Source organism: Paenibacillus sp. OAS669, from assembly GCF_014873645.1.
Classification (GTDB): domain Bacteria; phylum Bacillota; class Bacilli; order Paenibacillales; family NBRC-103111; genus Paenibacillus_S; species Paenibacillus_S vulneris.
The window spans coordinates 147401-170026 of record NZ_JADBDR010000015.1 but is presented as its reverse complement, the minus strand read 5'-3'; the positions used below and the strand labels follow the sequence as shown (position 1 = coordinate 170026).

The following is a 22626-nucleotide window of genomic DNA, read 5'->3' as shown; positions in this document are numbered from 1 at the left end:
CGAATAATGTACTTATTTGGTGTAAATTTTTTATTATAAATGAAAACTTAAAAAAAATCTAGAAAAATAATTTTCGACAGGAGGAATTTTATTGCTCTTGTCGAAAGTATACTTAGGTAAATATTGCTAATCTTATTTGTTGCCATTTGAAGGAGGATGTTACGTTGCAAATGATTGAAGTATTGTTAGCTGATGATAATCGCGAATTCACAAATTTACTTTCCGAATTTATCGATGAACAAGACGATATGCAAGTAACCGGAGTTGCGTACAATGGTAACGATGTTCTTCGTTTAATTGAGCAAGGTAATCGTTTGCCGGACGTATTGATATTGGATATCATTATGCCGCATTTGGACGGACTTGGCGTATTGGAAAAGCTGCGGGAAATGGATCTGCATCCTCAACCCAAAATCATTATGCTGACAGCTTTCGGACAAGAAAATATTACGCAAAAAGCGGTGCAGCTCGGAGCTTCCTATTACATATTGAAGCCTTTTGACATGGAAATCCTGACGAATCGGATCCGCCAGCTGGTCTCCAATAATCAATCCAGCTCGGTAACCAATCCAACGCCGGTTAAGGCGAATGTCGTGCAGCTGCCAAAAACCAAAAATCTTGACGCTAACATCACCACCATAATCCATGAAATTGGCGTACCTGCTCATATCAAGGGTTATCAATATCTTCGTGAGGCTATTACCATGGTCTACAATAATATTGAAATTCTTGGAGCCATCACCAAGACGCTGTACCCGGCCATTGCCGAAAAATACAAAACGACGCCTAGCCGCGTCGAACGGGCGATCCGCCATGCAATCGAAGTTGCTTGGACCCGCGGCAACATCGACAGCATCAGCCACTTGTTCGGATATACGATCAATATATCGAAAGCAAAGCCTACGAACAGTGAGTTTATAGCAATGGTGGCGGATAAGCTGAGAATTGAGCATAAAGTTTCGTGAAAGGATGATGAATAAGGGGTTAAGCATGTCAAGGGCTATTGCAAGAATGGCTATAAATATCGGAAATGAGCCATTTTGAGCCGATAAATATCGAAGTGAAAAGCCAACAAATACCATTTGTTTATTGGACTTCCCAGAAGCCAATAAAGGAGTGGTATTTTTTTATGACGGACTTTGAATTTCACATCGACAACTTTATGCTTTTTTGTTCCTCCAAGAATTTATCTCGCAAGACTTTGGCAAGCTATGAACAGACATTAAAATTATTTGCTTTGTTCCTCAAGGAAAGCTTTAGCATCGAAGAAGTGAAGAAAGTACAAACGGGACATATTCGGCAGTACATTAAGTATTTGCGTGAGCGCGGCAAATACACGGTTGTCAATAAGGAAGAGAGCAAGAAGATAAATTATCCTAACAACAGAAGTGATTTTAAAAAAGATATATCAACAACTACTATTGCCAACTACATTCGGAATATCAAAGTATTTTTCAATTATCTGTACCATGCAGAAAGAGAAATCCCGAAAAATCCAATGGATAGCATTGAAAACCCGAAGCCTGAACGCAAGGTGAAGAAGACTCTAACTCCTGATGAAATCAAGAGGGTCTTTAAACAATTCGATACCTCAACGTTTCATGGTTATCGAAATTACGTCATTACAAGACTTTTGCTCGATACAGGAATGAGAATAGGCGAGTGTTTAGCATTATTTCCTGAACATATTGATTTTCAGCACAAAAGTATATTGATTACAAATCCCAAAAATAGACAAGAGAGGTATGTTTATTTTTCTTTTAAGTTAGCGAATGATTTAAAGCAATGGATGAAGTACAAAGACCGATATTCGGAATCTCCGTTTCTATTCCCGACAACAAGAGGGACACAATTAGAAATACGTAATTATGAACGGGCATTAAGACAAGCCGGTGAACAGGTAGGAGTTAAAATTTTCCCGCATCAACTAAGGAATAATTTTGCGAAATACTACATTCTAAATAACGGTGATTGGTTTAGTCTATGCCGCATTCTTGGACATTCATCTGTTGAGGTAACTCAAAAGGCTTATCTTGACTTCACTGATGAGGAAATTGGGAAGAAATATCAAAAGCATAGTCCTCTCGCCCATATGGAGGTCTAATGAATAGTGTTGCAGCCCAAAGGCGCGTAGAAGTTAACTTGAAAGCATTGTAAGCTTATATACCCTTACCAGAGCGTGAAAAGTCTTAGAAGCCGAAAATGATCGTTTGAGAGGGTATAGTAATTTTGGAAAAAATGAAATATAAGTTTTGTATCGTCCGTAAGATTTATTTTACAATTTGATACCTTTAGAGTAATCTTATGAATAGTTGGAAATGGATGGTTTTAACTTACCACATCATTCAACAAATCAGATTACATAAGGGGACAGGACATACTATGAGCAACGATCAAGAATTTAATCTAACTGAACAACAAGAGAGAAACAGAAAAGCTTTCTACACTGACTTACACAAAGCTGAGACAACCAATCTTATCTCTAAAATGCTACTTATCATTGGTGTTGTAGAGATTATTGCTGGAATCATATGCGGCATTTATTTTGGGAATAAAGTTACTTACGAGCTATCTTCTATATCTGGAAGAATGAAAGAAGTAAGTGGCTTTCAATTCGCGGTTGCGATACAATGGTGGGTTGGAAGTATTATTGGCGGATTGGTAATTATCGGTTTTTCTGAGATAATAAAGCTTTTGCAAAATATTTCTAATATTTTAGAATCAAAATAATGTCCAGTTTGTAAATCGTTTTAAACATTGTTATTTATGTTCCTCCTTTCAATCACATAAGGTGAATGTAGGGTTTCTGAGATACGAAAGGGAATCTAGTGTAGACACGACTAAATCAAAAAAACCATTCTCTACTCTGGTTTTAAACTTTGCTGCGAATAGGTGATGGTCTATTTTTCACACTCCTTTTAAAATTAGTACTTCAAAGCGTTGCAGATATCAACAAACCCAAGAAGATTATGCTCTTCTTGGGTTTGTTTTTGTATTTTTTTACTCTTAATCGTCTAACAAAGATTCCATGCTCTCTCGTTGATCTTGTTCGTTCATTTTATGGAAAGGAATTGGTTCTTTGTTCGTAAAATTGTTCACAATTGATTTCTTACTTATATAATTTTTAATTTCTACAACATTGAGTGTTGTTCTTTTGGATAGTTTGGCATTGTTATTACCTAATCCTTGTTTTCTAGCAAGATATTTTTTCTTTAATAATTCTTCGTTTTTTTTCGCTTGCTTCCAAATTTTGGGCAATATTATTTTTCAGATATTCTTTTACTCCTAGTATCTTTGTTATTATCCATAATCCACTCCCAATAATTAAATAAAATGATTCTTTTATTTAGACAGGTAATCATGCATTTGACTGAACTTCTAAAAGAATTTAGAATACCCTCGTTTACTCTACAGAGGTGTTCGTCCCAGAAATACAGTCAATCCTTTAATAATTGTTCGATTTTTCTCAGAAGTTCAGTTGTTTCACTATCATAATATTCTTCACCACATTTTAAACACTTAGCTGCTCTGACTTTGACATTAAAACTTATAATATTGTTATTATTCGGATGCATTTCGATATTTATTTGTACATTTGGAACATCTTCAGAACCGCAGAATACACATTCGGATATATTCAAATCGGATTTGCTGTAATCTGGTTTAAGCATTCTCTTTTGATGGAGTGTTTTTTGTCTTTCTAGTTCATCCTTGCCTAGTGCTAATTCAAACATTTCCTCAAGGCTTTTTTCTTCAAACGATTCGGGACTTTCAATTCTATTTTTATCATGTTCATTCATTATTAAGACTCTCCTTTTAGAACGAATAACTATGTTAGTAAAAAGCACCTGGAAACCCGCTTCATTTGATTTTTGGTTCTTGGAGTATTTTACTGACTCATTCATCAAGCAACATCTGCTGAGTCTCCCTACGTGCTTCCTCACTTATTTCGCTGAATTTCACAGGTTTATTAATTAATAATGGATTTGGAGATAAGGTGTTCTTTTTCTTCTTCCGCCTTGCCAAATCAATAATATTGAAGTTATTCTTCTTTACCTTATCTGGAGGGTTCTCATAATTATTGTTCATTAAACCAGACCTTTCTCAAAGTTCAGCTTAGAGTTTATTTGGTTTACAGGGATAATTAAACCAATTCGTTTTGTAAGTTATAAAGTTGTTAACTTAACATTGTTAACCCCAAAAATCAGCGTTTCTTCTTGAGACTCATTACATATCAGAGAAACTAAGACATGGGGTTTTTGCTTGTAGCATTCATTAAATTTTTCAAAGCCAAATCCCTTTGTATCTGTTAAGCCTAAGAAGCCAGAAATAGTATTGTTATTTATAAAAGTAACATTTATAAAGACACAATCTTCTTTTTCTATAATTTCAACCTCGACATGACCTTTCAAAACGAAGATAGCAGTAGTGTTCTTGTTTTGATTAGCTAATCCGAAATATTTAATTGATTTCTTAAATTCATTAATACACGATAAATAGTCACTTTTTTTGGAAAACATTTTGCCAATGGCGGGTGAAGATAAAATCTCTCCAATAAATATTTGGTCTTCATTAGAAAATATTTTAAATGTAGATTTATTGCCTGCCATAAGTAATCAATCCTTTCAAATAATTTAAACTTTTTACTACTCATGAGTCGCAAAATTACAATTCCAGTCACCTCCTTTATGAATGCCAAAAAAAGAACAGCACTAGATTTTCCAAATAAAAAAGCAGAGTAGCTTAGCTACTCTGCTTATCACAAACGTATGAGTTATTATCGGGTATCTGACATGTAGGGAAGTCCATATTTGCTCATCTCTTTCGACAGAAATGTTAATAACGAATATGGTAGCACATAAAAACGAAAATATCTATATTTTTATTAATAACTATAATTAAGTTAGTAATGCCAAATAAAGTACTACACTTTTATTTCCCTGATAAGAGCCTGACATGGACAAGTCTTAGCTGATTTTCTTGTATTACAATTCGAATGTTTCAAAATTCAAATGACATAAGTTGGCACCATATATTCGAGAGTACTGGAGCAAAGGAAGCTATTACAGATCATCAAAATAGATCAAAATGTTGAAAACATCGGCTGAACTGACATATTATAGAATTAAAAACTTGAACAATAAGGGGAATTAGCAGAATGTATGGAGTTCTGAGTGGTGTTTCAGCGTTACTAGCAATAATTTTCTTCATTGCAATTATATTAACTGGTGGTGGTGGCGATCATCCATTTATAGCATGGTCTTTTCTTGTGATATTTGGTATCGGTGTTTGGTATTGTCAAAATAAACAAAAAGAAATTGATAATGAAGAACGATCGAAAAAACAAAAAGAAGCAGAAGATCGCTTAAACCGTATGCCAAACTACAAGTCAACGCAAAAATACTCATCACCAAGCGGAGACATTACTCTATCAATTGACGAAAATTCAAAGCAGATATCCTTTGTCAATACAAACTTCTATCATAAGGATAAGACGTATAAATATAGGGATATTTTGAAATCAGAAATTCTGACTGATGGTATTAGTGTTACGTCAACGAACAGGGGTAGCCAATTAGGAGGAGCATTGTTAGGCGGTTTGCTCGCTGGTGGTGTCGGGGCATTAATCGGAGGACTTTCTGGTTCGACTACAAGTCAAGAAAAAGTGAAAAAGATTGAGTTGAACATAATTGTCAATGATACTGCAAACCCGATTCATAAGATTGCTTTCCTAGATTCGGATTTTACTTCATATGCGAAAGACAGCCATGAATATAAAGATGCTTACAATACGGCGTATCATTGCCATCAATTAATTGGAGTCCTTATCAGACAAGCCGATGAGGAAGATAAACGAAAAGAGATTTCAACAAGTAGCAGTAATTCACAAGGAAATGTGTCTGTTGCTGATGAACTTAGAAAGCTTGTCCAGCTAAAAGATGAGGGAATAATCAGCGGCGATGAGTTTGAAGCACAGAAGAAGAAGTTGATAGGATAATCGGAATTGAAAATAAACCAGAAGTGGATAACTGCCATTTCTGGTTTATTTTCTTGAAGGGACAGCTTAATTGTCATCAATCAGCTAACTCATCTTTATCTTTAACCTTGGAATCGTAATATGTCTCGCCAAATCCTGAATACTTACCGCCGCGCACTCTTATGTTCTGTATTATGTCGTTTTTCCTGTATAGTTCTAGGTCTAATCAACATTGCTACATCATCAGAGCCGCACATTGGACATTTGTATAGATTGATCTCACCTTCGCTGTAATCTGGTTTACCTTCCTTGCTTCATATTTCGCTTTCTGTTCATATAAGCCATCTCTGCCTAAAAAGAAGTTCCCGCAATTCCTCTAAGCATTTCCCTATAAAGGATTCTGGGTTTGTTTCCATCGTCTTTATTTTCGCTCATAACCCAACTCCTTCAATCTGAATAAAACTTAGATTCAATTGAGTTGTGAACTAACTGAATGGGGTTCGGTTAGTCGTAATACTTCACTAGTTTTATTTTTCAGAAACCACTACTTCGGAAATTTGGGATGGTTCTGTTATTTTAGTTGGGTCTTGTTGCTGCTTAAAAATAATACTCTTTTTGCTACCGTAGACGCGTTTAATCAATTCATCTTTGCCTAAAACTTTTACTAAATTTGCGATCTGAGAAGCATATACTTTCTTGTTGTAGTAAAAGATTGTAGTTTTCATTTTATCGGTTAGTATTAATTCCCGAAGGATATCCTTGTCGGTTATATCAAGTGAATGTCCAAAAATAACAAGTTCGTTGCTTTGATTTCGCTCTCCTAGCCAATTTTTATATTCGCAACCTGTTTCCTTGTGTATTCTTTGGAAATATTTTTTGAAAGATATGAAAGTTGTATTTTTACTCATTTCTGTATAGTCTAAATACTCGTCAATTCCTAAGACCATGTTATTCGTATCAATATCGTTTTCAATATTTGCTTTACCATGAATAAAGTCATATTCAAACTGACTAGGCGCATAAGTTTGCTGCATCAGAAAAGGTTCATAGATTTTCTTATAAGTGTTTGTATAATTAAAACTCAATACTTTATTAAACCTGATACCATGTATGTCGGGAAGTATGCGCTCAATGTTAATTTTACCAACACATTCCTCTAGAAATATTTCCAAACTGCGTATTAGCTTATTTAAATCTTCTTCAAGTTTTTGAAGTTTTTTTTCATCAACCTTGAACTTACCTGAATCTTCTTGAATACTAACGGACGAAAGAATTTTCCCAATATCTTCATCTACTACGTCTCGAATGTCAAATAATTCTTTGGTTTTACACTGGTCGAGAACTTGTATCACTCTTGATATTTCTGATTCAAAATCTATCCATCCCTCATTAATGTAAGATTTCGCCTTCATGAAGTGCTCGTACCATAAATTTTTTTCAAGGTGTGTAATTAATTCTTGAAGTAACTCGTCCTTTGATTTTTTTACCAAAACATCGAGGTCTTGGAATTCGAAAAATTTTCCATCAAAGTTATTTATTTTATATTCATCAGTTATTTTTGAAAGTAAATCCTCAATGTACTTTTGGATATAATGGTCAACCGATGATTCTTTTAATACATTTAAAAAATTTAATGGCTTATTAGGATACGTAGACATTTTTTCGATTAAAGTAAGAAATTCTAAGAAATGATTATATTTTGTTGGTAATCCATGAGCCAAGTCAAATCCATTCCCAATAACTAATATTTTCAATAGGATATCCTCCTAAAAATTCAGTTCACATATTTTGAACTATATATTGTTGTAATTTAGTTGATAATATTATACATTTTTCGTATTTTAGTAACCATGTTTTTATTCACACATACACTTGTATGTATAACTACTGGCATTTGTTATATCTGTGCTTCTTGTCTCTCGAAAAAATTTCGATTCAATTGTGATGATGTAAGGGCTAGTCTAGCATAGGTATATACCCCTAACTGACGCGGACAACGCTTCGCTTTTGTCCTTGTCTACGAATCAATTCGCATCGCTCATTGATTCGTCTGGCGGATAACTTGATGAAGTTAGCTTAAATATTTGTATATTCAAATATATGTGGAGAGGTGAAAGGATCTTTTTCCTCAACACCTTTTTATTAATAAAAGGGATAGAGTTTTTTATTCTTTTTCTTTTTAAGGAAATCCCCAAAAACTTCTTGTTTTTACTAACCTTTTCGTGTGTGTTTAGGCAATCTTTTGCCTAGAAACTAGATATGCCAGTCATTTGGAGACTCATCAATAATAGCATTTGCTGGAGGTTCTTCGAAATCATAGGAAGTCAAATAATGTTGGAACAAATCCCGCATTCTTTTGCTAGGAATATAAATATTTATCGACTGACCTTCTCGAATACGACTCCTCCATACCCATTGAATAAGTTCAGATAATGCCCATGCATCCTGATCTACCTTCACATTGTACTGCTCAAAAAACTTCTTCTCGATAGGATTCATGAACCTGTTGATTATATATGCAAGATGGTATCTTTCTTTGTAAAGATTTGTTGCTCTCGAAGTCATAGGGATAAAACACTTGGTAAAGCTTTTTGGTTGAACTTTCTTCCTATTTTGTTCTTTGTTACCCATGACAGTAGTCCAAAGTGCTGTTTTATTGTTTGCCTTACAGATGTTGGTGAAAAAGTTGTAAGTATTATTCTTTAGTATTGGTATGCAATCTTTATTTTTGTGATTTTCAAACCAACTTGTAGACAGTGCATTTCGTTTATCTCCGATAGTATTTAGATGACCCTCATAAATTGAAATTAGCTGATTAAGCCCATACTTATCGTGAACTTCTCGATCCTGATAAGGAACAAGGTTAAATACATCTTGGTCTTTTGAAACAGATAAGTATCTATACTTTATTCCATGCAAGTCATAATAGTATTTTTGGAACTGACCTTTGAATAGGTAGGTAAGAATGAAAACATCCTTGAACATCGAAAAAATATCACATGGCATATTCCAAATTAGAGCCGAATTGTCACAGTACATAAGGTTGTTTGCCAGTGCCATTTGTTTAATGTGATTATATTCGGTATCATAATCGCCCTTCTCTTCATTCCATTTGATATATGTTAATCCCTTGTCATTAACATCAAATTCAATTAGACGAGCTTCGATTAGTATGTCCAAGTCATTTTTCTTCAGTGGAACTTGTTCGATAACATTCATTACTTCATCAAGAACCAAGGTGTAGTTATTGCTTCGTATAAGTTCCTTTGTTTCAGCGTTTGCCATCTGAAAAAGTGCATGAGTCGTTGCAATATCCTTGCCTTGCCCTAGCAATCGATGTAAGTCATCTAGTTTAGTTACGCCGTTCGAGGATATTGGCTCATGAAAGAAACGATGTGAGACGCATTCCTGAACTCTAGTCACTTCCTCAAGAAAGGGTGTTACATAGATAAATCGGTGAAACCCAGTATCCTGAGTGCTCATATATTGAATAGCCCACGATGTTTTACCGTAACCACATGGTGCATCTATAACGTTTACAGTTGTCATTCTCATTTCTCCTTTTAGTTTTTGATAAGATAGATTCTTATGCCACATTGTGTAGCAATGAATATAAGATGGTTACATAATTCTGCTTAAATCGAACCAAAGTCAAACAGCAAATCCGAATCGTTCATGTAGTTTCACCTCCTGTTACGAAAACGTGATATACTAAACAAAAATAAAAAACTCCCCGTTGGGGAGTCTCACTTAATAAAGCTTTAAAAGGCAGGGCAGTTCTATAATTTCGGCAGATAGTTCTGAGCGAAGAATTTTACTTAATATAGTTATGGATATATTACGATAAAACACACAGTAAACCAGAAAAAACTTAGTAGATGGGAGTAGAAAGATGATAATATTTTTGCATTTTCCCAAAAGTAACAAATTTTGCTGATCATATCTAATTAGAATTAATAATATATAATATATTTTATAAAAGAGTATAAAATATAATAAAACACTAATTAGAAAAGACCAGAAAAATATGATACTTTTAGGTTTATATACGTACTTGCTTATTAAAGTACCGTGTATTCATTTTAACTGATTCTATGGCTGTTTTAAGCGACTTATGCTCTTTCCGAATAACGGGTCACTTTCATTAATCAGATGCTCTACAATCCATTCTGTGCTGTCTCAGGTGCATGTGTGGTAGGTTGGCACCACTTTTAGTACACTTGTTGGTGGTAAGCATAAGTAACATCGTACTTGAATACATTATTTTGCGTAACATATTTGCCAAGAAAGTGGAATTACTGTTGTACCAATCACTATATGAAGTGAAGCCCTCCGAGATATATCGGTGGGTTTTTTATTTATGCTTTATTAGATCACAGGTTTGTATTATTACTAAGGAGTGATGTTTAAAATGAACGATAAGGAATTACGGAAAGCTTTATTTGGATTACAAGAGAGATTTGGAACTCCAATAGCATTTATTGCTAAAGAAGTTACAGTCTCTAGAGAACATCTCAGCAGGTGGCTGCATAATGATTTGTATGTAGTTTCAGAGGAATTAAAGAATAGGCTTGAGCAGTTTTTGAAGGAAAGATGTTAAGCTATGAGTAATGCTACAATTATACAGACAAAGGATGATATTTTTATTGGCTCAGATTCAGCTACATCAGTATTTTTAGACGGTCAATTATATAGACTTGATACAAAAGCAGTTAAGCTACATCAGATTGATGATAAGGTAATATTTTGTTCCGGTGATCTGAATTATTGTTATAGTATCATGGAGCAGTTTCAGAAGATAGAGGTTAGGGATATTGAGCAGCTAAGAGCAATTATCAATCATTCCTATAATAAACAAGTAATTGAAATCGTAGTATGTGAACATAACGGAGAGCAGACTATCATTCATCAACTCTCATCGTACAATGACTTCGTCCCAGTGATTCACAGTAATATTCCTGTTGACGGCATTTACGTTCTAACCGCTGGAATGAAAACTATGGAATCACATGAGGTTGCTTGGTCAAATTTATTTAGCGGTTGTACTGTTAAAGAAACTTACAAAACTGTATTTGACAGCATTGCTTATGAAGGCATTGGTGGAACCCTTTCCGTATTCAGAATAAATAAAGCAGGTATTGACAGCTACTTTACGTACCAAATTGTTGAGCCTAAATTGAAAATGCTTACTCTAAACGTCCTGACCGATTATTACCAGAAGCATTTGATCGTTGGGGAAAGGGTATATGGCAAGCTATTCACTGGTACTAATCTTGCACTTGAAGACGAGCATGGAATCTTGAAATTCCAAGGGTCAAAAGGTGAAATATTTGATAGGAATGGCAGACTTGTTATGAAGCTTGGCTTAGTGGATGAAAATCCAGAGAAGTTTGGTCTTTGGTCGTTCAACGATATAACGAGGGTAAAGCTTGATCAAATCGAAGGATTTGTTATTGACAGAAAGACAACTGATACCACTAAACATCCTGATGGATGGGAAAAGGTTATGTGGGCTGACCCGAAAGATGGCACATTGTATACTCATGATCTTGTTGCTCAAAATATTAAGGTTGTCAATAATGTTGGAGATTTGATTTTAGATGCAGAGAACAACTATCTGAATATTGGTGACTTCGATAACATTGTAATGGACAGCAAACTTACAAGCATGGAAAAAATGCAAATCATCACTGAAGGGTATAAGATCGAAGCCGGCTACCATAGAATGCTTGAGCAAGCTGCCGAATATCAACGTTCGCAACGAGACGATATCTTCGATATCAACGCTCAATTCTTCACTAAGACCCCAAGCACAATTGATCTTTACTCAACGACACCGTTGACCAACGCATATAATGCCTTGTTGGATTACTTGAAGCAGTATATTGATATTGTTGGGAGAGAACCGCTTAACATTAACATCAATTCTCCAATGACTGATCTGACCAGTGAGATTCCAGACAGAGCAGAGTTTATCTTGAAGTTCAAAACCTACTACGATGAAGAAAAGAATCTTCGGAATAAGATCGAGGATGCACAATTCTATTCTGGTCTAAATATGGGGCAGTTTTACAATAACGTAGTGATCGGAAACTATGGATTTATTGCTTTGAGAAATGATGGAAAATATCGCTCAGTGTTAAATGCGACAAATGGTTTGGCATTGCAGAAATGGGAAAACAGTAAGTGGGTAAACAAAGTTTATGCTTCGATTGGCAGCTCAGAGTATACCGATGGCACACTTATAGCGGAAGATTTGGTAGCGAAGCGATTAAGGATTGAAACTAAGAACGGTGATGTGCTGCTTGATGCCAATGCATTGAATCTTGATTTCTCGGCACTAGATTCCATTATTCTCGATGATGTTATTGTAGCAACAGAAAAGATAACTTTATCTAATCAATATAAGAGTATTACGAAACAATATACTGCGCTGAAAGAGCAGTTGGAAAAATACTCATCAACCATATACAATGACAGGGATTATTCTTATTACGGACTCGATAATGCCAAGAATCAGTTAGTCGCGGCTAGGAATACATTAGAGAAAACGTACAATGACCTGACATACTATATGATTCCTATTCTGGAAGATATGAATGCCACAACGAATATCGTCACTGATCTTGGTTCAACAAGGAATATTTTCCATACCATGTGGGAGGACTTTTATAAAGCTTATGAAGGAGCAAGAGGGAAGCTTGCTGACTTTCTAGAGAAGAGTTCGTTGCAGTTGGGGCGCAACTATAACAATACTGTTATTGATGCTGAGAATGGTATAGTGGTTACAAGAGACAACATGCTGAATAGAACAGTCTTAAACGCCACAGAAGGTATCAGCATTGAAGCTAATAAAGGGACGGCTTCAAGCCCTTTATGGGTAAAGAAATTTTATGTTGGATTAGACGGGAAGCTTTATGCGGAAGACCTAGAAGCGATTCGGTTAAGGATAATATCAAATAATGGCGATATGCTTATAGATGGTAATGAACGTAAGTTGTATCTCAATAAATTCGATATCATTGGAGCAAGCACTATTACATCAGAACATATTATTACCAATACTATCACAGCAAACGAAGGTTACATTGCAGACCTAACAGTCAACCACTTAAAGACATTAGTCAAAGATGGAAATGTAGGAGAGTATGTTGATTACATTGACATTATGAAAAATGAAGCTAGATGGATTACTGGACAAATCATTGGGAAAACTCCTGCTGTTGATTCAAAAGGAAATGCGCTTTACTGGAAGGATGCTGAAAAGAAATACCTGACCACAGAAGTGACTCCTTTGGTTGCATATAAATATGAAACAAAGGATACAGAAAAGTTGAAATTTGCCTTTCAGGATTCAGGCATTGCATCGTATCCATATAGTGTATGGGGTGCAGGAGACGGTTATATAGAGAACACTGGTACATCTTTTGGGGATAGTGCTAGAGGTTATATTTACAAGCTCCCAACTGAGTTTCATTTAAAATATAACGCGAGTAATTCTGGTGATATAAGGGACGTTGTGTTACATGACTTTGGATTAGATATTATCTCAAATAATGGTGAGATAAAACTTAGCGGTAGCGAAGTTAAGGCGATGTCTAGTAATGGCTCGATTCAACTCTTACATTCTCTAGGAACAAGAATTGAGATAAGTTCAGCGGGAGACGAGATTAAACTTGAACTTACTAATGGCAGTATAGTAAAAATAGACAATGATGGACTTACTGCAGAAGTGAATGGTGACATTAACCTTAATGCAACTGGTAGTATTAGGCTGGCTGGTTCTAGAATTGATTTGAACTAACACAAGCAAGCTACCATACACCAGAGCTATCCAGTGATAGTATTCATACAGCTAGAGGCTGGCACAAGTAACAACTACATCGAAATCGAAATCACTTATCAAAATGTTCGTATAAATGCTACAGAATCGACCTTATTCAGTAAGTATGGTTCAATTAATATAATTTTATAACGATACTACAAGTGCTAGATGCTAAATGCACTTGTAGTATTATTTAACTTTAGCCTATATCAGGAACCTTGAAACCTTGTAAACCGGAATCCGAGAAGACCTTGGACTGTAATTCTGTTAACTTTTTTAATTGCTCTAATGCATAGTCCTGAAAATCCGGATGTAATTTTTTGAAAAGATCAACTGCTTCATCGAGCTTCTTATTTTGATTTTTGTTATCTATGAACATTTCTCCTTCGCCTGTTTCCAACCATGTCTCACTAACAGAATAAAGTTTACAAATATGCTTTAGCAGCAATTCTTTAGGCTCGACTCGGTTATATTCTAAATTACTAATTACGTCTCTACTTACTCCTAATTGCTCACCAAACTCCCTCTGTGATAATCCCACATATTCTCTAATCATTTTAATCCTGCTATGCAACATGACCTTCCTCCTAGTTTTAATGATATAGTCACACCTTACAACACAAAAAACAATGCAGTCAACACAATTTTGATTAGTTAATGAGTTGACAACACATTATATTAATGATAATTTGTGTTTATAACACAAATCAAAAGGTTGTTGGTAGGTAGGAGTTCATTTTAAGGAGTCAGTTGCAGGTTAAATAATTTGATTGATTATGTATGTTGCCACAGGAGGAGAAAAAAATGGAGCGGAAGAAAGATGCTATCATTACACAAGAATTAATTGAAATGGGTTTTAAGGGGCGAGTATTAAGTCAGCTCTTGCAATTCATTACAGACAAGGAAACATTGCAAGACTTTTATAACTTCATCATACTTAAAGGAGAAGGAATGACCAAAATTTTGCTTGTACATAAATTTATTACTTATATGCAAGACAAAAGTTCGTTCCAAAATTGTAAAGAGTTTGAAGATGCTTACGTAAACGCTCAAGGAACAATTAAGAAGCAACTTGTTGTCGCAAGATTGTTTGCACTAAAGACCAGTATATTTCAATTGAATAAGGTACAGACAATCATGGAAAAGGAAAATATCTCATTATCGAAGTTTTATGCTCTTATTGTAAAGTATCGTCAGATGTATTCAGTTTCAGAAATAATTACTTTATTTGAAACAATGCCTACAGTGAAAGTTTCGAAATAATCTTAACTAGCGGATAACTTCGGATTTGAGAGTTATTCGCTTTTTTTACGATGAGCAAGTAAGGGTTAAGCATTTTTATAAGATTTTTTAAAGCTAGTATTGATTTCTTTTCGTTTCGGTAAAAAAATCAATATGAGTTTCTGGAAGGTAGTGTACCCATCTGATATGAATTATTCTACAGCTCCCCAACTGTAAACCAGCCCCCCTGTTTCAAAGCTCCTCTCAACTTTGTAATGAGCTTGCTATTTGTATAACTTTTTTAAAAATTCTTCAGTCGTAAACAACTCTAATTGGCAACAGCTTGGTAATCGCGATGGATGACGCGGATAATGCCCATTTTTTGTTAGTTTTAAACAATAAAGGCTGTAACCATTATCATGTAGCATTCTTGTAACTTTATTATGTCGTTGGTTATAGAAACCTTTTTCTCCCCACGCAACAATGATTTTACTTGCTCTTTTTGCAGCTACAAGTATGTGATAATCGTTATCTTTGCCTATAGGCTCAGATTCTGTTTTTATTTCAAATGGATCAGTCGATATTAGTGCATAAAGATTAACAACCTCTAAGGACCCAAAGCCAAATTTTTCTGCAAAGTATGTGCAGCGCTTTATTGTTTGGTCATCTATTTCGGCATCAGCAACACTTGGATTTAGCATTATGTAAAGGACTCTTGGTAGAGAAGTGTCCCACTCTCTTAAAAGAGAATACCTATACTTACAATCGTTACTAAAAAATGCTTCTCTCCTCATAATAATTTGTTCCTCCATATACTTTAATTTCCAATTATTGTAACATTGTATAGGGATTTTGGTCCATATCTTGGCTTGGAAAGTATAAAAATCCTGATCATAAATTGAAACTGGTTCTATATAACCAATGTTTTGTAGAAAAATGTAATTAAAAAAAGGAGTTTTGTACTATTTGGAGAAGTTTACCTTTGAAAATACAAACGGAGGTAATTTCAAATGAGTAGAATGAAAAATATTAGATTGTTGGCAAGTGGTTTCTTAATTGGTGCAGTTTGTTTTAGTGGTATTACTTATGCTGCGGTTGGTGGTACTCAAATTGAGGTCTACTTTAATAGTCTAAAATATAAGATTGACGGAATCGAAAAGAAACCTTCTGAAGGTCAAGGTTTCATTTATGATGGAACAACATATGTTCCTTTAAGATTTATTGGAGAAGCACTTGGCAAGAATGTTGAATATGAAGGTGGTACAGGAACTATATGGGTTGGAAAAAAAGAAGGACGTTCGGTTTACTTATCTGATATAGAGTACGCCCGTAAAGATACAGATAGTTCCAAAACATTACACATTGATAAGTGGCAAGACGTAAAGGGCAATGCTCTATCTTATTCTGGGGAATTTTCCATAGCGGGTACCAAGTATAGTCATGGCATTGGTTTTGAAAGTGCATTCTATTTGTCAGCAGGTGGAATGGGTTCAGTAGATTATAATCTTGATGGTAAGTATAGAAAATTAACAGGACTTATTGGAATTGACGATTATAAAAAGAACTCAAAGAACTTTGGTACCATTAAGGTTCTAGCTGATGGTAAAGAAATTTATTCTAGTCCAAAGATGATGGGTGGAGATAAGGCTATACCTATAGATATTGATGTTACTGGTGTTGCAAAGATGAAAATTATATTTACTGAAGATCAGCAATTTTATAAAGATAATACTTTCATCGATCTTGTTGAAGCAAAATTGTTTGAGTAGAAGCTTGTTTTTACAAACATTAAGTAGGCAACAAAGGAGAATCAGTGTGTCAAACAAGCGTCAAAACAAGCAGAAAAAAAGGCAAGTTGATAATAATTCAGAGATAGAAGATACAGTCTCATTGATTATGAAATTCTATAGTAAAGATTTATCAATCTATAGCTTACTATACAAAAACATCAAATTTTCATTTTATTTGTTTTGTATAAGTGTTTTTGCTTATTTTGCTGGGGTTCTATCGTTACTTTATAACAGCGCATCTTTGGAAAAAAATTCATCTTGGAATTGGTTATATTTCTCACTTGTTGGTTTGTTTTTTATTGCTGCGTTTAACTTAGATTGGCGATCGAAAAAATTCGTTTATTCAAATTATGGTAATAAATTTGATTCTTACAGAAAACAACTAGAAGCTGAACAGATAAAGAGACTGAAATATGAACTTTTACAATTAAATTATGATTCTCACGAGAAAATTGATGATTTAATTGAACAAATTGAAACAATTTCCGAACAGTCTAAAGTGGAGAGATTATTACCTTTTTCTATATTTATATTGATAGTACTACCCATCTGGAACGAGTACATTGGATTTCGGTATAACGGAATATTAAGAGATATTACAGATCAAAAAGTTTACAGTGATGTTATGATTTTAATTGGTTCTTTACTCATAATTGCTATCGTATTAATATGGATTCCAGCATTTATAATTGTTAAGGTTGGGAGAATGATATATTTAAAGAAAGTTAATAAACAAAATAACTTATGTAATATTCTTAAAAGAATATCCCATAATTATAAGAGGAAAATTCCTGCTTCATAACCTGTAACACTATAACAGAGAAAGGCTATCCCTTTTGTGTGGGGATAGCCTTTTTTAATATAACATAAACCAAATAGAAGATTGAGCATTTGCAGTATTAATTAGCAACTACAAACTGACACAGCTCTTTTATGAAATAACCATCATTGATGTAAACACAATTCTCAGTATGCTTAGTTATTTTTCCATATTCAATTTTTTCTTTATTTTGGTACACATAAACAGCTATACCAAAAAATTTGGCATTATCAAAGTCAAAAGGCGAAATTAGAATTTGACCTGCCGTAAACATAAATACCCCTCCATTGGTTTAAATTTAATGTAATATATTCGACATAATAAGGGGCTATCCTTCAAAATAGTAAAAAATAACCATGTAAAAAGAAGGATTTTTTTCCTTAATATCGAATCTAGTGATATATACCTAATAAAAGAAAGGAAAATACTACTATGAGAAAAAAACTTATGGCAGGGGTAATTGGAACTACTTTATTAATGGGGATGGGAACTGGCGCTTTAGCTGCATCATCCTTGGAAGAAATTAAAGCTTTCCTAAATGGAGAGATAAAATTTAAAGTAAATGGTGCGGATTGGCGTCCTTCCGATGAAAATGGAAGTGAATTAATGCCAATTACATATAATGGGTCTACTTATGTTCCGTTACGAGCTGTTTCAAATGCCTTAAATACACCTGTTGATTACAATGATGAAACTAAGACTGTAATTTTAGGTGAAAAAGTAGATGGGATGAACTTGTTTTCTTCAGATGTAAAATATAAACGAACATTTGGTGGAGATGCAGAAGAAATTATTGATAAAGAGCAACTAGTAGTTGCAGGGAAACAATTCAATGGCGCGTTTAGACAGAAGTTCGATGCCCATGGCGGCTCATTTAAAATTGATAAGATAGACTTCGGTAAGCAATATACAAAAATGAATGCAATTATTGGTGCCAAAGGTGCAGATATAACTGTACAAATTCAAAATGAAAAGGGACAGGTACTAAAAGAAGTTAAACTTTCTAAGGATGAAGTAAAAGAAGTGTCAGTAGAACTTGGAAATACACAACGTCCCATATTTGCAGTGAGTGCGAAAAATGAAGGATATTTTTATTTATTTAAAGAGTCCACTGTTAAATAGAAAAGTGCCAGCCATGATAGAAGGGTACCCACGGATGGTACTCTTTTATTTTTATATAGTTATATATATGCTATCTCTAAAGTGAGGGAGGATAGAAGCGCTGAAATATTTGCCGTGACAACATACTAATTTTGTGGTCGAATTGTCATTCAGGTTTTGAATAAAACAAAACAACAAGAATTAGTATCTCCTTGTGATTTTACCGTGACTATAACCTGTTCAGCTTGTCGAGCATTTTTTGTCGAGTTGGATTGGTATATAAAAGGGTGGTGTGGATGTTAGAATGCCCAGCTATGTTTGCTACTTCATGTACATTAAAGCCATTCTCGAGGGCATTCGAACAAAAGTGATGCCTAAGGTCATGTGGCGTTAATTTACGATCAAGCTCTGCTTTCTCACTATATTGTGTAAATATTTCGTTTGCGGTTATGCGGCTCATACGTTCCGCTTTATTCGATACAAACAAATACGGACTATCAGCATGTTTGTGTTCGTTTCTGATTTTTAGGTAGGCTTTTATTGCATTGACTACTTTTGTATTCAGCAATACTGTTCTTTCCTTATCCCCTTTTCCTGCACGAATGACCAGTTCATTAGAAGAAAGATGTAAGTCCTTATTGATTTGAATGTTAAGAGCTTCACTAATACGGCAGCCGGTATATGTTAACAAAGTAACAAGTGCATAGTCCCTTGCATTACCTTTTTCAACAACAGCTTGAATGAACTTGTTTACGTCTTTAGTGGTAAATTGAGCAGGAGAAGCGAATTTTTGCTGTATCTTTCGCCGCTGGTTTTTGAATATCACCAAGTCTGTCTGAATACCGATTGATATAAGAAATGAATTGTATTTTAGAAGTGCGGCTATTTTGGCATTAATTGTTGTTGCTCCTTGATTTTTTACTGTTTGTAGGAACTGAACGTAATCCTTAACGTTTTGAGCGTAAAGAACGGTTGGCTCTTTATCAAACGTGCCTTTGAACCAGCTAAAGAAATCTTTGACTGCTAAATGGTAACTATAGATCGTATTATGTGACTTTCCTTCTTTCTTAAGCTGTTCAGAGAACTTTTGAAGTAGTATCATTGTTTTGATCTCCTTATAAATTATGTTTAGTTCTAGATTCTATTCCACAAGATAAGTTATGTATGGTTTATTACTAATATTTTAGCATAGAGGAAACAATAATAAAACATAATTTATATTATGTATGATTATTGAAATGTGGTGGGCTTGAATAAGTAAGCATGATTAATTTAGCCCAAATTATATCTGAGAAAGCTTGACACGTGATAAAAGCAATGGTAGCATTTGTTAAAAAGAATATGACTAAACCGAAAGCATCCGTAAACAGGCGTAAGCCTTGTTTTTGGGTGCTTTTTTAAAGGGGTATCATTTCTTTGGAGGGAATGTATGATCTTACCACCGGCTTTAGAAAGTTCTATAGCTATTTAAAAATATCGAAGTTTGGATAGGATGCGATTAAGATTACCTTAGAAAACTTTACTCATACAATTTCGAAACAGTTTCTGTAAGTGGTGGTAACGCTAATACTAGTTTAATGGATTATTTCATATTTGATGAATTACGTAAGGGAAAAAGGAAGTAAAAACTCGATTAGGGGTGTGAGAAATGAGTTATTATTTAAAGAATTTGTTTCTTTCCGGCGAAGCTTTTGAATCATATATTTTAAACCATAATAGTAGTATTCGTAACTTATCAAAAATCAATTTGTTCGTTGGGTCCAATAACTCAGGGAAAAGTAGATTTATGAGGAATATATATAAATTGAATAGTTATCAATTTGAAACATATGAGCTAGATTTAAATGAACTGAATTCTCTGATTAAGGAATATAAACGAGAGATTAAAAGTATTATTGAAAATTTTCGACTTGTAGATTACGGAGATATACTACGACAGGTTAATAATATTCAGGAAATCAAGATGCTAAATTCGGAACACAAATATTTGGACGACTTCCAAGAATCGGTAAACTTTATTATGAATTTGAACAACAAACTACCCATAACGTATAATGGATCGACGTTTTTTTATGATAATCATCATGAGAGTATAAGAAGTGGATTTAATATGTTAGGTGAGAAATATCATCTACTTTTAGAAAAAATGTTTGTAGGCATTCCGAATATATTTAGATTTGACAAAGTATATATTCCAACCCTAAGGGGACTAAGACCTTTTAGTGCAGGTGAGGATGTTTATTTTTACCGAACAGTAAACGACTACTATAACGGTAATGATAAAGAGAATGTATTCACAGGTTTAAACTTATATGATGAAATAAGAGATCTGCTTTTAGGGGATTTAACAGAAAGAGAAATCGTAGCAGATTTTCAAAAATTTTTAGGCGAAGTATTTTTTCATGGTGAAGAAATAGCCCTTATACCTTCAAAAAATTCAGACGTATTGAAGGTCAAGATTGGAAGAGAGAAAGAAGAAGCAATATATAATTTAGGAGATGGTATCCAGTCATTAATTATTTTAACTTTCCCATTGTTTCTTAATCGAGATAAAAATATGCTTGTTTTTATAGAGGAGCCAGAATTGTTCTTACATCCGGGTTTGCAAAGGAAGTTACTCGAAACATTTATGGAATTCGATAAAAACCAGTATTTCATATCAACCCATTCAAATCATTTTCTGGATTTATCTTTGGATATTAACAAAATATCAATATATTCGTTTAACAAACAGTTAGACAATACAGATCATAATAATAGGGAAAAAGTGCCGAAGTTTGTTATTGATAATGTTAGTAATGAAAATAACAGTTTACTTGAGATGTTAGGGGTGAAAAAATCATCAGTATTCTTATCTAACTGTACCATATGGGTAGAAGGTATAACTGATAGGTATTATATAAGACATTATTTAGATTTATATCAAAAATCATTGGGACATACTTATTCAAATAACTTTAAAGAAGACCTACATTTTTCTTTTGTGGAATATAGCGGAGGGAATATTACTCACTGGTCTTTTTTAGATGATGAGGAAGAAAGTGAACATGATAACGATGATATTTTCAGATCAATGAATGTAGATAAAGTTTGTGCTAAACTTTTCCTTGTAACTGATAAAGACAGTGATAATAAATTTGAACGTCAAGAAAAACTAAGAAGTAAATTGAAAGAAAGGTACTATTGCTTAGAATGCAAGGAGATCGAAAATTTATTGTCTAAGGAAGTATTAATGGAGGTAATTGCAGAATATGAAAAGACCGAAGCAAATGAACTGCAATTTAAAAGAAAATTTAGTTATGAAAACTATAAAAATAAGTATCTTGGAAAATTTATAGATAATATAATTGTAAATAAAAGGAGAAAAGCCAATTATGGGCAGGGTTCTGGTACTATAAATGGGAAAGTGAAATTTTGTCAAATTGCAATAAAACACATTCAAGTCTTTGATGATTTAACTGATGAAGCTAAGGAACTAACAAGAAGAATTTATATGTTTATAAAAGAACATAATAATTAAATTATTAGAGGGAGTGAATAAGGTATGGTTGAATTTAATATTAATGACGTAGCTAATGGAATAGTTGCAAGCCTTACGGTGGAGGCTATGAAAAAATATTGGGGATTTCTTAAAGAAAAGGTCGGTTCATATTTAATTGCTAAAAAAGCTACACCCTTATTAGATTGTATAGAGTCTGATCCTACAGAAACTCAGTACATAAAAATGATTATTGAAAAGTTGCAAGGAACAGGGGTTGAAAAAGACCCTGAATTGAAAGAAATAATTTCTTTGATACTAGAGAAGAGTGAAGATTCTTATAAAAAAGTGAATTTTATCAATTCATTTAATAATAACTATAATAGTATGTTTAATATTGAAATAAACTAGGAG

General features: G+C 33.9%; 21 protein-coding genes. 12 read left to right on the top strand and 9 right to left on the bottom strand.

Annotated elements, in window-relative coordinates; genetic code table 11:
* The first annotated feature begins 164 nt into the window (after positions 1-164).
* The 3 genes from spo0A (at position 165) to GGC63_RS27065 (ending at position 2730) form a co-directional block, all read left to right on the top strand.
* Positions 165-965: a sporulation transcription factor Spo0A gene (spo0A, locus tag GGC63_RS27075; protein WP_192704959.1), complete on the top strand. Its 801-nt coding sequence runs from the start codon at positions 165-167 to the stop codon at positions 963-965.
* Between the two features lie 164 nt (positions 966-1129).
* Positions 1130-2104 carry a tyrosine-type recombinase/integrase gene (locus GGC63_RS27070; protein WP_192704958.1) on the top strand — a complete coding sequence of 325 codons (975 nt, stop codon included), beginning with the start codon at positions 1130-1132 and terminating at the stop codon, positions 2102-2104.
* 278 nt (positions 2105-2382) lie between these two features.
* On the top strand, positions 2383-2730 hold the full coding sequence (locus GGC63_RS27065) for a hypothetical protein (protein WP_192704957.1): 348 nt from the start codon (positions 2383-2385) through the stop codon (positions 2728-2730).
* A gap of 707 nt (positions 2731-3437) precedes the next feature.
* Here GGC63_RS27065 and GGC63_RS27060 read toward each other — a convergent pair.
* The 3 genes from GGC63_RS27060 to GGC63_RS27050 form a co-directional block, all read right to left on the bottom strand.
* Entirely contained in the window at positions 3438-3800 is a 363-nt protein-coding gene (locus tag GGC63_RS27060) for a YgiT-type zinc finger protein (protein ID WP_192704956.1), read from the bottom strand.
* A 97-nt stretch (positions 3801-3897) separates the two neighbouring features.
* On the bottom strand, positions 3898-4089 hold the full coding sequence (locus GGC63_RS27055) for a hypothetical protein (RefSeq protein WP_192704955.1): 192 nt from the start codon (positions 4087-4089) through the stop codon (positions 3898-3900).
* Positions 4090-4166: 77 nt separating this feature from the next.
* Positions 4167-4610, bottom strand: coding sequence for a hypothetical protein (locus tag GGC63_RS27050; RefSeq protein WP_192704954.1), 444 nt, complete (start codon positions 4608-4610; stop codon positions 4167-4169).
* A 548-nt stretch (positions 4611-5158) separates the two neighbouring features.
* Here GGC63_RS27050 and GGC63_RS27045 point away from each other — a divergent pair.
* On the top strand, positions 5159-5998 hold the full coding sequence (locus tag GGC63_RS27045; RefSeq protein WP_192704953.1) for an SHOCT domain-containing protein: 840 nt from the start codon (positions 5159-5161) through the stop codon (positions 5996-5998).
* Positions 5999-6504: 506 nt separating this feature from the next.
* On the opposite strand, the gene GGC63_RS27040 is transcribed toward GGC63_RS27045, so the two are convergent.
* Together GGC63_RS27040 and GGC63_RS27035 are read right to left on the bottom strand one after the other, a co-directional pair.
* On the bottom strand, positions 6505-7731 hold the full coding sequence (locus GGC63_RS27040; RefSeq protein ID WP_192704952.1) for an AbiH family protein: 1227 nt from the start codon (positions 7729-7731) through the stop codon (positions 6505-6507).
* A 499-nt stretch (positions 7732-8230) separates the two neighbouring features.
* Positions 8231-9526, bottom strand: coding sequence for a DEAD/DEAH box helicase family protein (locus GGC63_RS27035; RefSeq protein WP_192704951.1), 1296 nt, complete (start codon positions 9524-9526; stop codon positions 8231-8233).
* Between the two features lie 862 nt (positions 9527-10388).
* Here GGC63_RS27035 and GGC63_RS27030 point away from each other — a divergent pair.
* Both GGC63_RS27030 and GGC63_RS27025 read left to right on the top strand, forming a co-directional pair.
* Positions 10389-10577 carry a hypothetical protein gene (locus tag GGC63_RS27030; RefSeq protein ID WP_192704950.1) on the top strand — a complete coding sequence of 63 codons (189 nt, stop codon included), beginning with the start codon at positions 10389-10391 and terminating at the stop codon, positions 10575-10577.
* 3 nt (positions 10578-10580) lie between these two features.
* Positions 10581-13781: a hypothetical protein gene (locus GGC63_RS27025; RefSeq protein ID WP_192704949.1), complete on the top strand. Its 3201-nt coding sequence runs from the start codon at positions 10581-10583 to the stop codon at positions 13779-13781.
* Positions 13782-14001: 220 nt separating this feature from the next.
* On the opposite strand, the gene GGC63_RS27020 is transcribed toward GGC63_RS27025, so the two are convergent.
* Positions 14002-14379, bottom strand: a complete 378-nt coding sequence (locus tag GGC63_RS27020) for a helix-turn-helix domain-containing protein (RefSeq protein WP_225948522.1) — start codon at positions 14377-14379, stop codon at positions 14002-14004.
* Positions 14380-14606: 227 nt separating this feature from the next.
* Here GGC63_RS27020 and GGC63_RS27015 point away from each other — a divergent pair, with 227 nt between their 5' ends.
* Positions 14607-15065, top strand: coding sequence for a hypothetical protein (locus tag GGC63_RS27015; RefSeq protein WP_192704948.1), 459 nt, complete (start codon positions 14607-14609; stop codon positions 15063-15065).
* A gap of 242 nt (positions 15066-15307) precedes the next feature.
* On the opposite strand, the gene GGC63_RS27010 is transcribed toward GGC63_RS27015, so the two are convergent.
* Complete coding sequence (locus GGC63_RS27010) at positions 15308-15817, bottom strand: DUF1643 domain-containing protein (RefSeq protein WP_192704947.1); 510 nt, start codon at positions 15815-15817, stop codon at positions 15308-15310.
* 216 nt (positions 15818-16033) lie between these two features.
* Here GGC63_RS27010 and GGC63_RS27005 point away from each other — a divergent pair, with 216 nt between their 5' ends.
* Together GGC63_RS27005 and GGC63_RS27000 are read left to right on the top strand one after the other, a co-directional pair.
* Positions 16034-16792 carry an NPCBM/NEW2 domain-containing protein gene (locus GGC63_RS27005; protein ID WP_192704946.1) on the top strand — a complete coding sequence of 253 codons (759 nt, stop codon included), beginning with the start codon at positions 16034-16036 and terminating at the stop codon, positions 16790-16792.
* A 46-nt stretch (positions 16793-16838) separates the two neighbouring features.
* The gene (locus GGC63_RS27000; RefSeq protein WP_192704945.1) at positions 16839-17615 is read left to right on the top strand and encodes a hypothetical protein; all 777 of its coding nucleotides are present in this window, start codon (positions 16839-16841) and stop codon (positions 17613-17615) included.
* Between the two features lie 97 nt (positions 17616-17712).
* On the opposite strand, the gene GGC63_RS26995 is transcribed toward GGC63_RS27000, so the two are convergent.
* Positions 17713-17907, bottom strand: coding sequence for a hypothetical protein (locus GGC63_RS26995; RefSeq protein WP_192704944.1), 195 nt, complete (start codon positions 17905-17907; stop codon positions 17713-17715).
* Positions 17908-18065: 158 nt separating this feature from the next.
* Between GGC63_RS26995 and GGC63_RS26990 the strand changes: the two genes are divergently transcribed.
* A complete protein-coding gene (locus GGC63_RS26990) occupies positions 18066-18755 on the top strand; it encodes a stalk domain-containing protein (RefSeq protein ID WP_192704943.1) in 690 nt (229 codons plus the stop codon).
* A 208-nt stretch (positions 18756-18963) separates the two neighbouring features.
* On the opposite strand, the gene GGC63_RS26985 is transcribed toward GGC63_RS26990, so the two are convergent.
* On the bottom strand, positions 18964-19836 hold the full coding sequence (locus tag GGC63_RS26985) for a tyrosine-type recombinase/integrase (protein ID WP_192704942.1): 873 nt from the start codon (positions 19834-19836) through the stop codon (positions 18964-18966).
* Between the two features lie 1008 nt (positions 19837-20844).
* Between GGC63_RS26985 and GGC63_RS26980 the strand changes: the two genes are divergently transcribed.
* A complete protein-coding gene (locus tag GGC63_RS26980; protein ID WP_412973899.1) occupies positions 20845-22254 on the top strand; it encodes an ATP-dependent nuclease in 1410 nt (469 codons plus the stop codon).
* A gap of 24 nt (positions 22255-22278) precedes the next feature.
* Positions 22279-22623 (top strand): hypothetical protein, encoded by a 345-nt coding sequence (locus tag GGC63_RS26975; protein ID WP_192704940.1) that lies wholly within the window; start codon positions 22279-22281, stop codon positions 22621-22623.
* Positions 22624-22626: the final 3 nt, after the last annotated feature.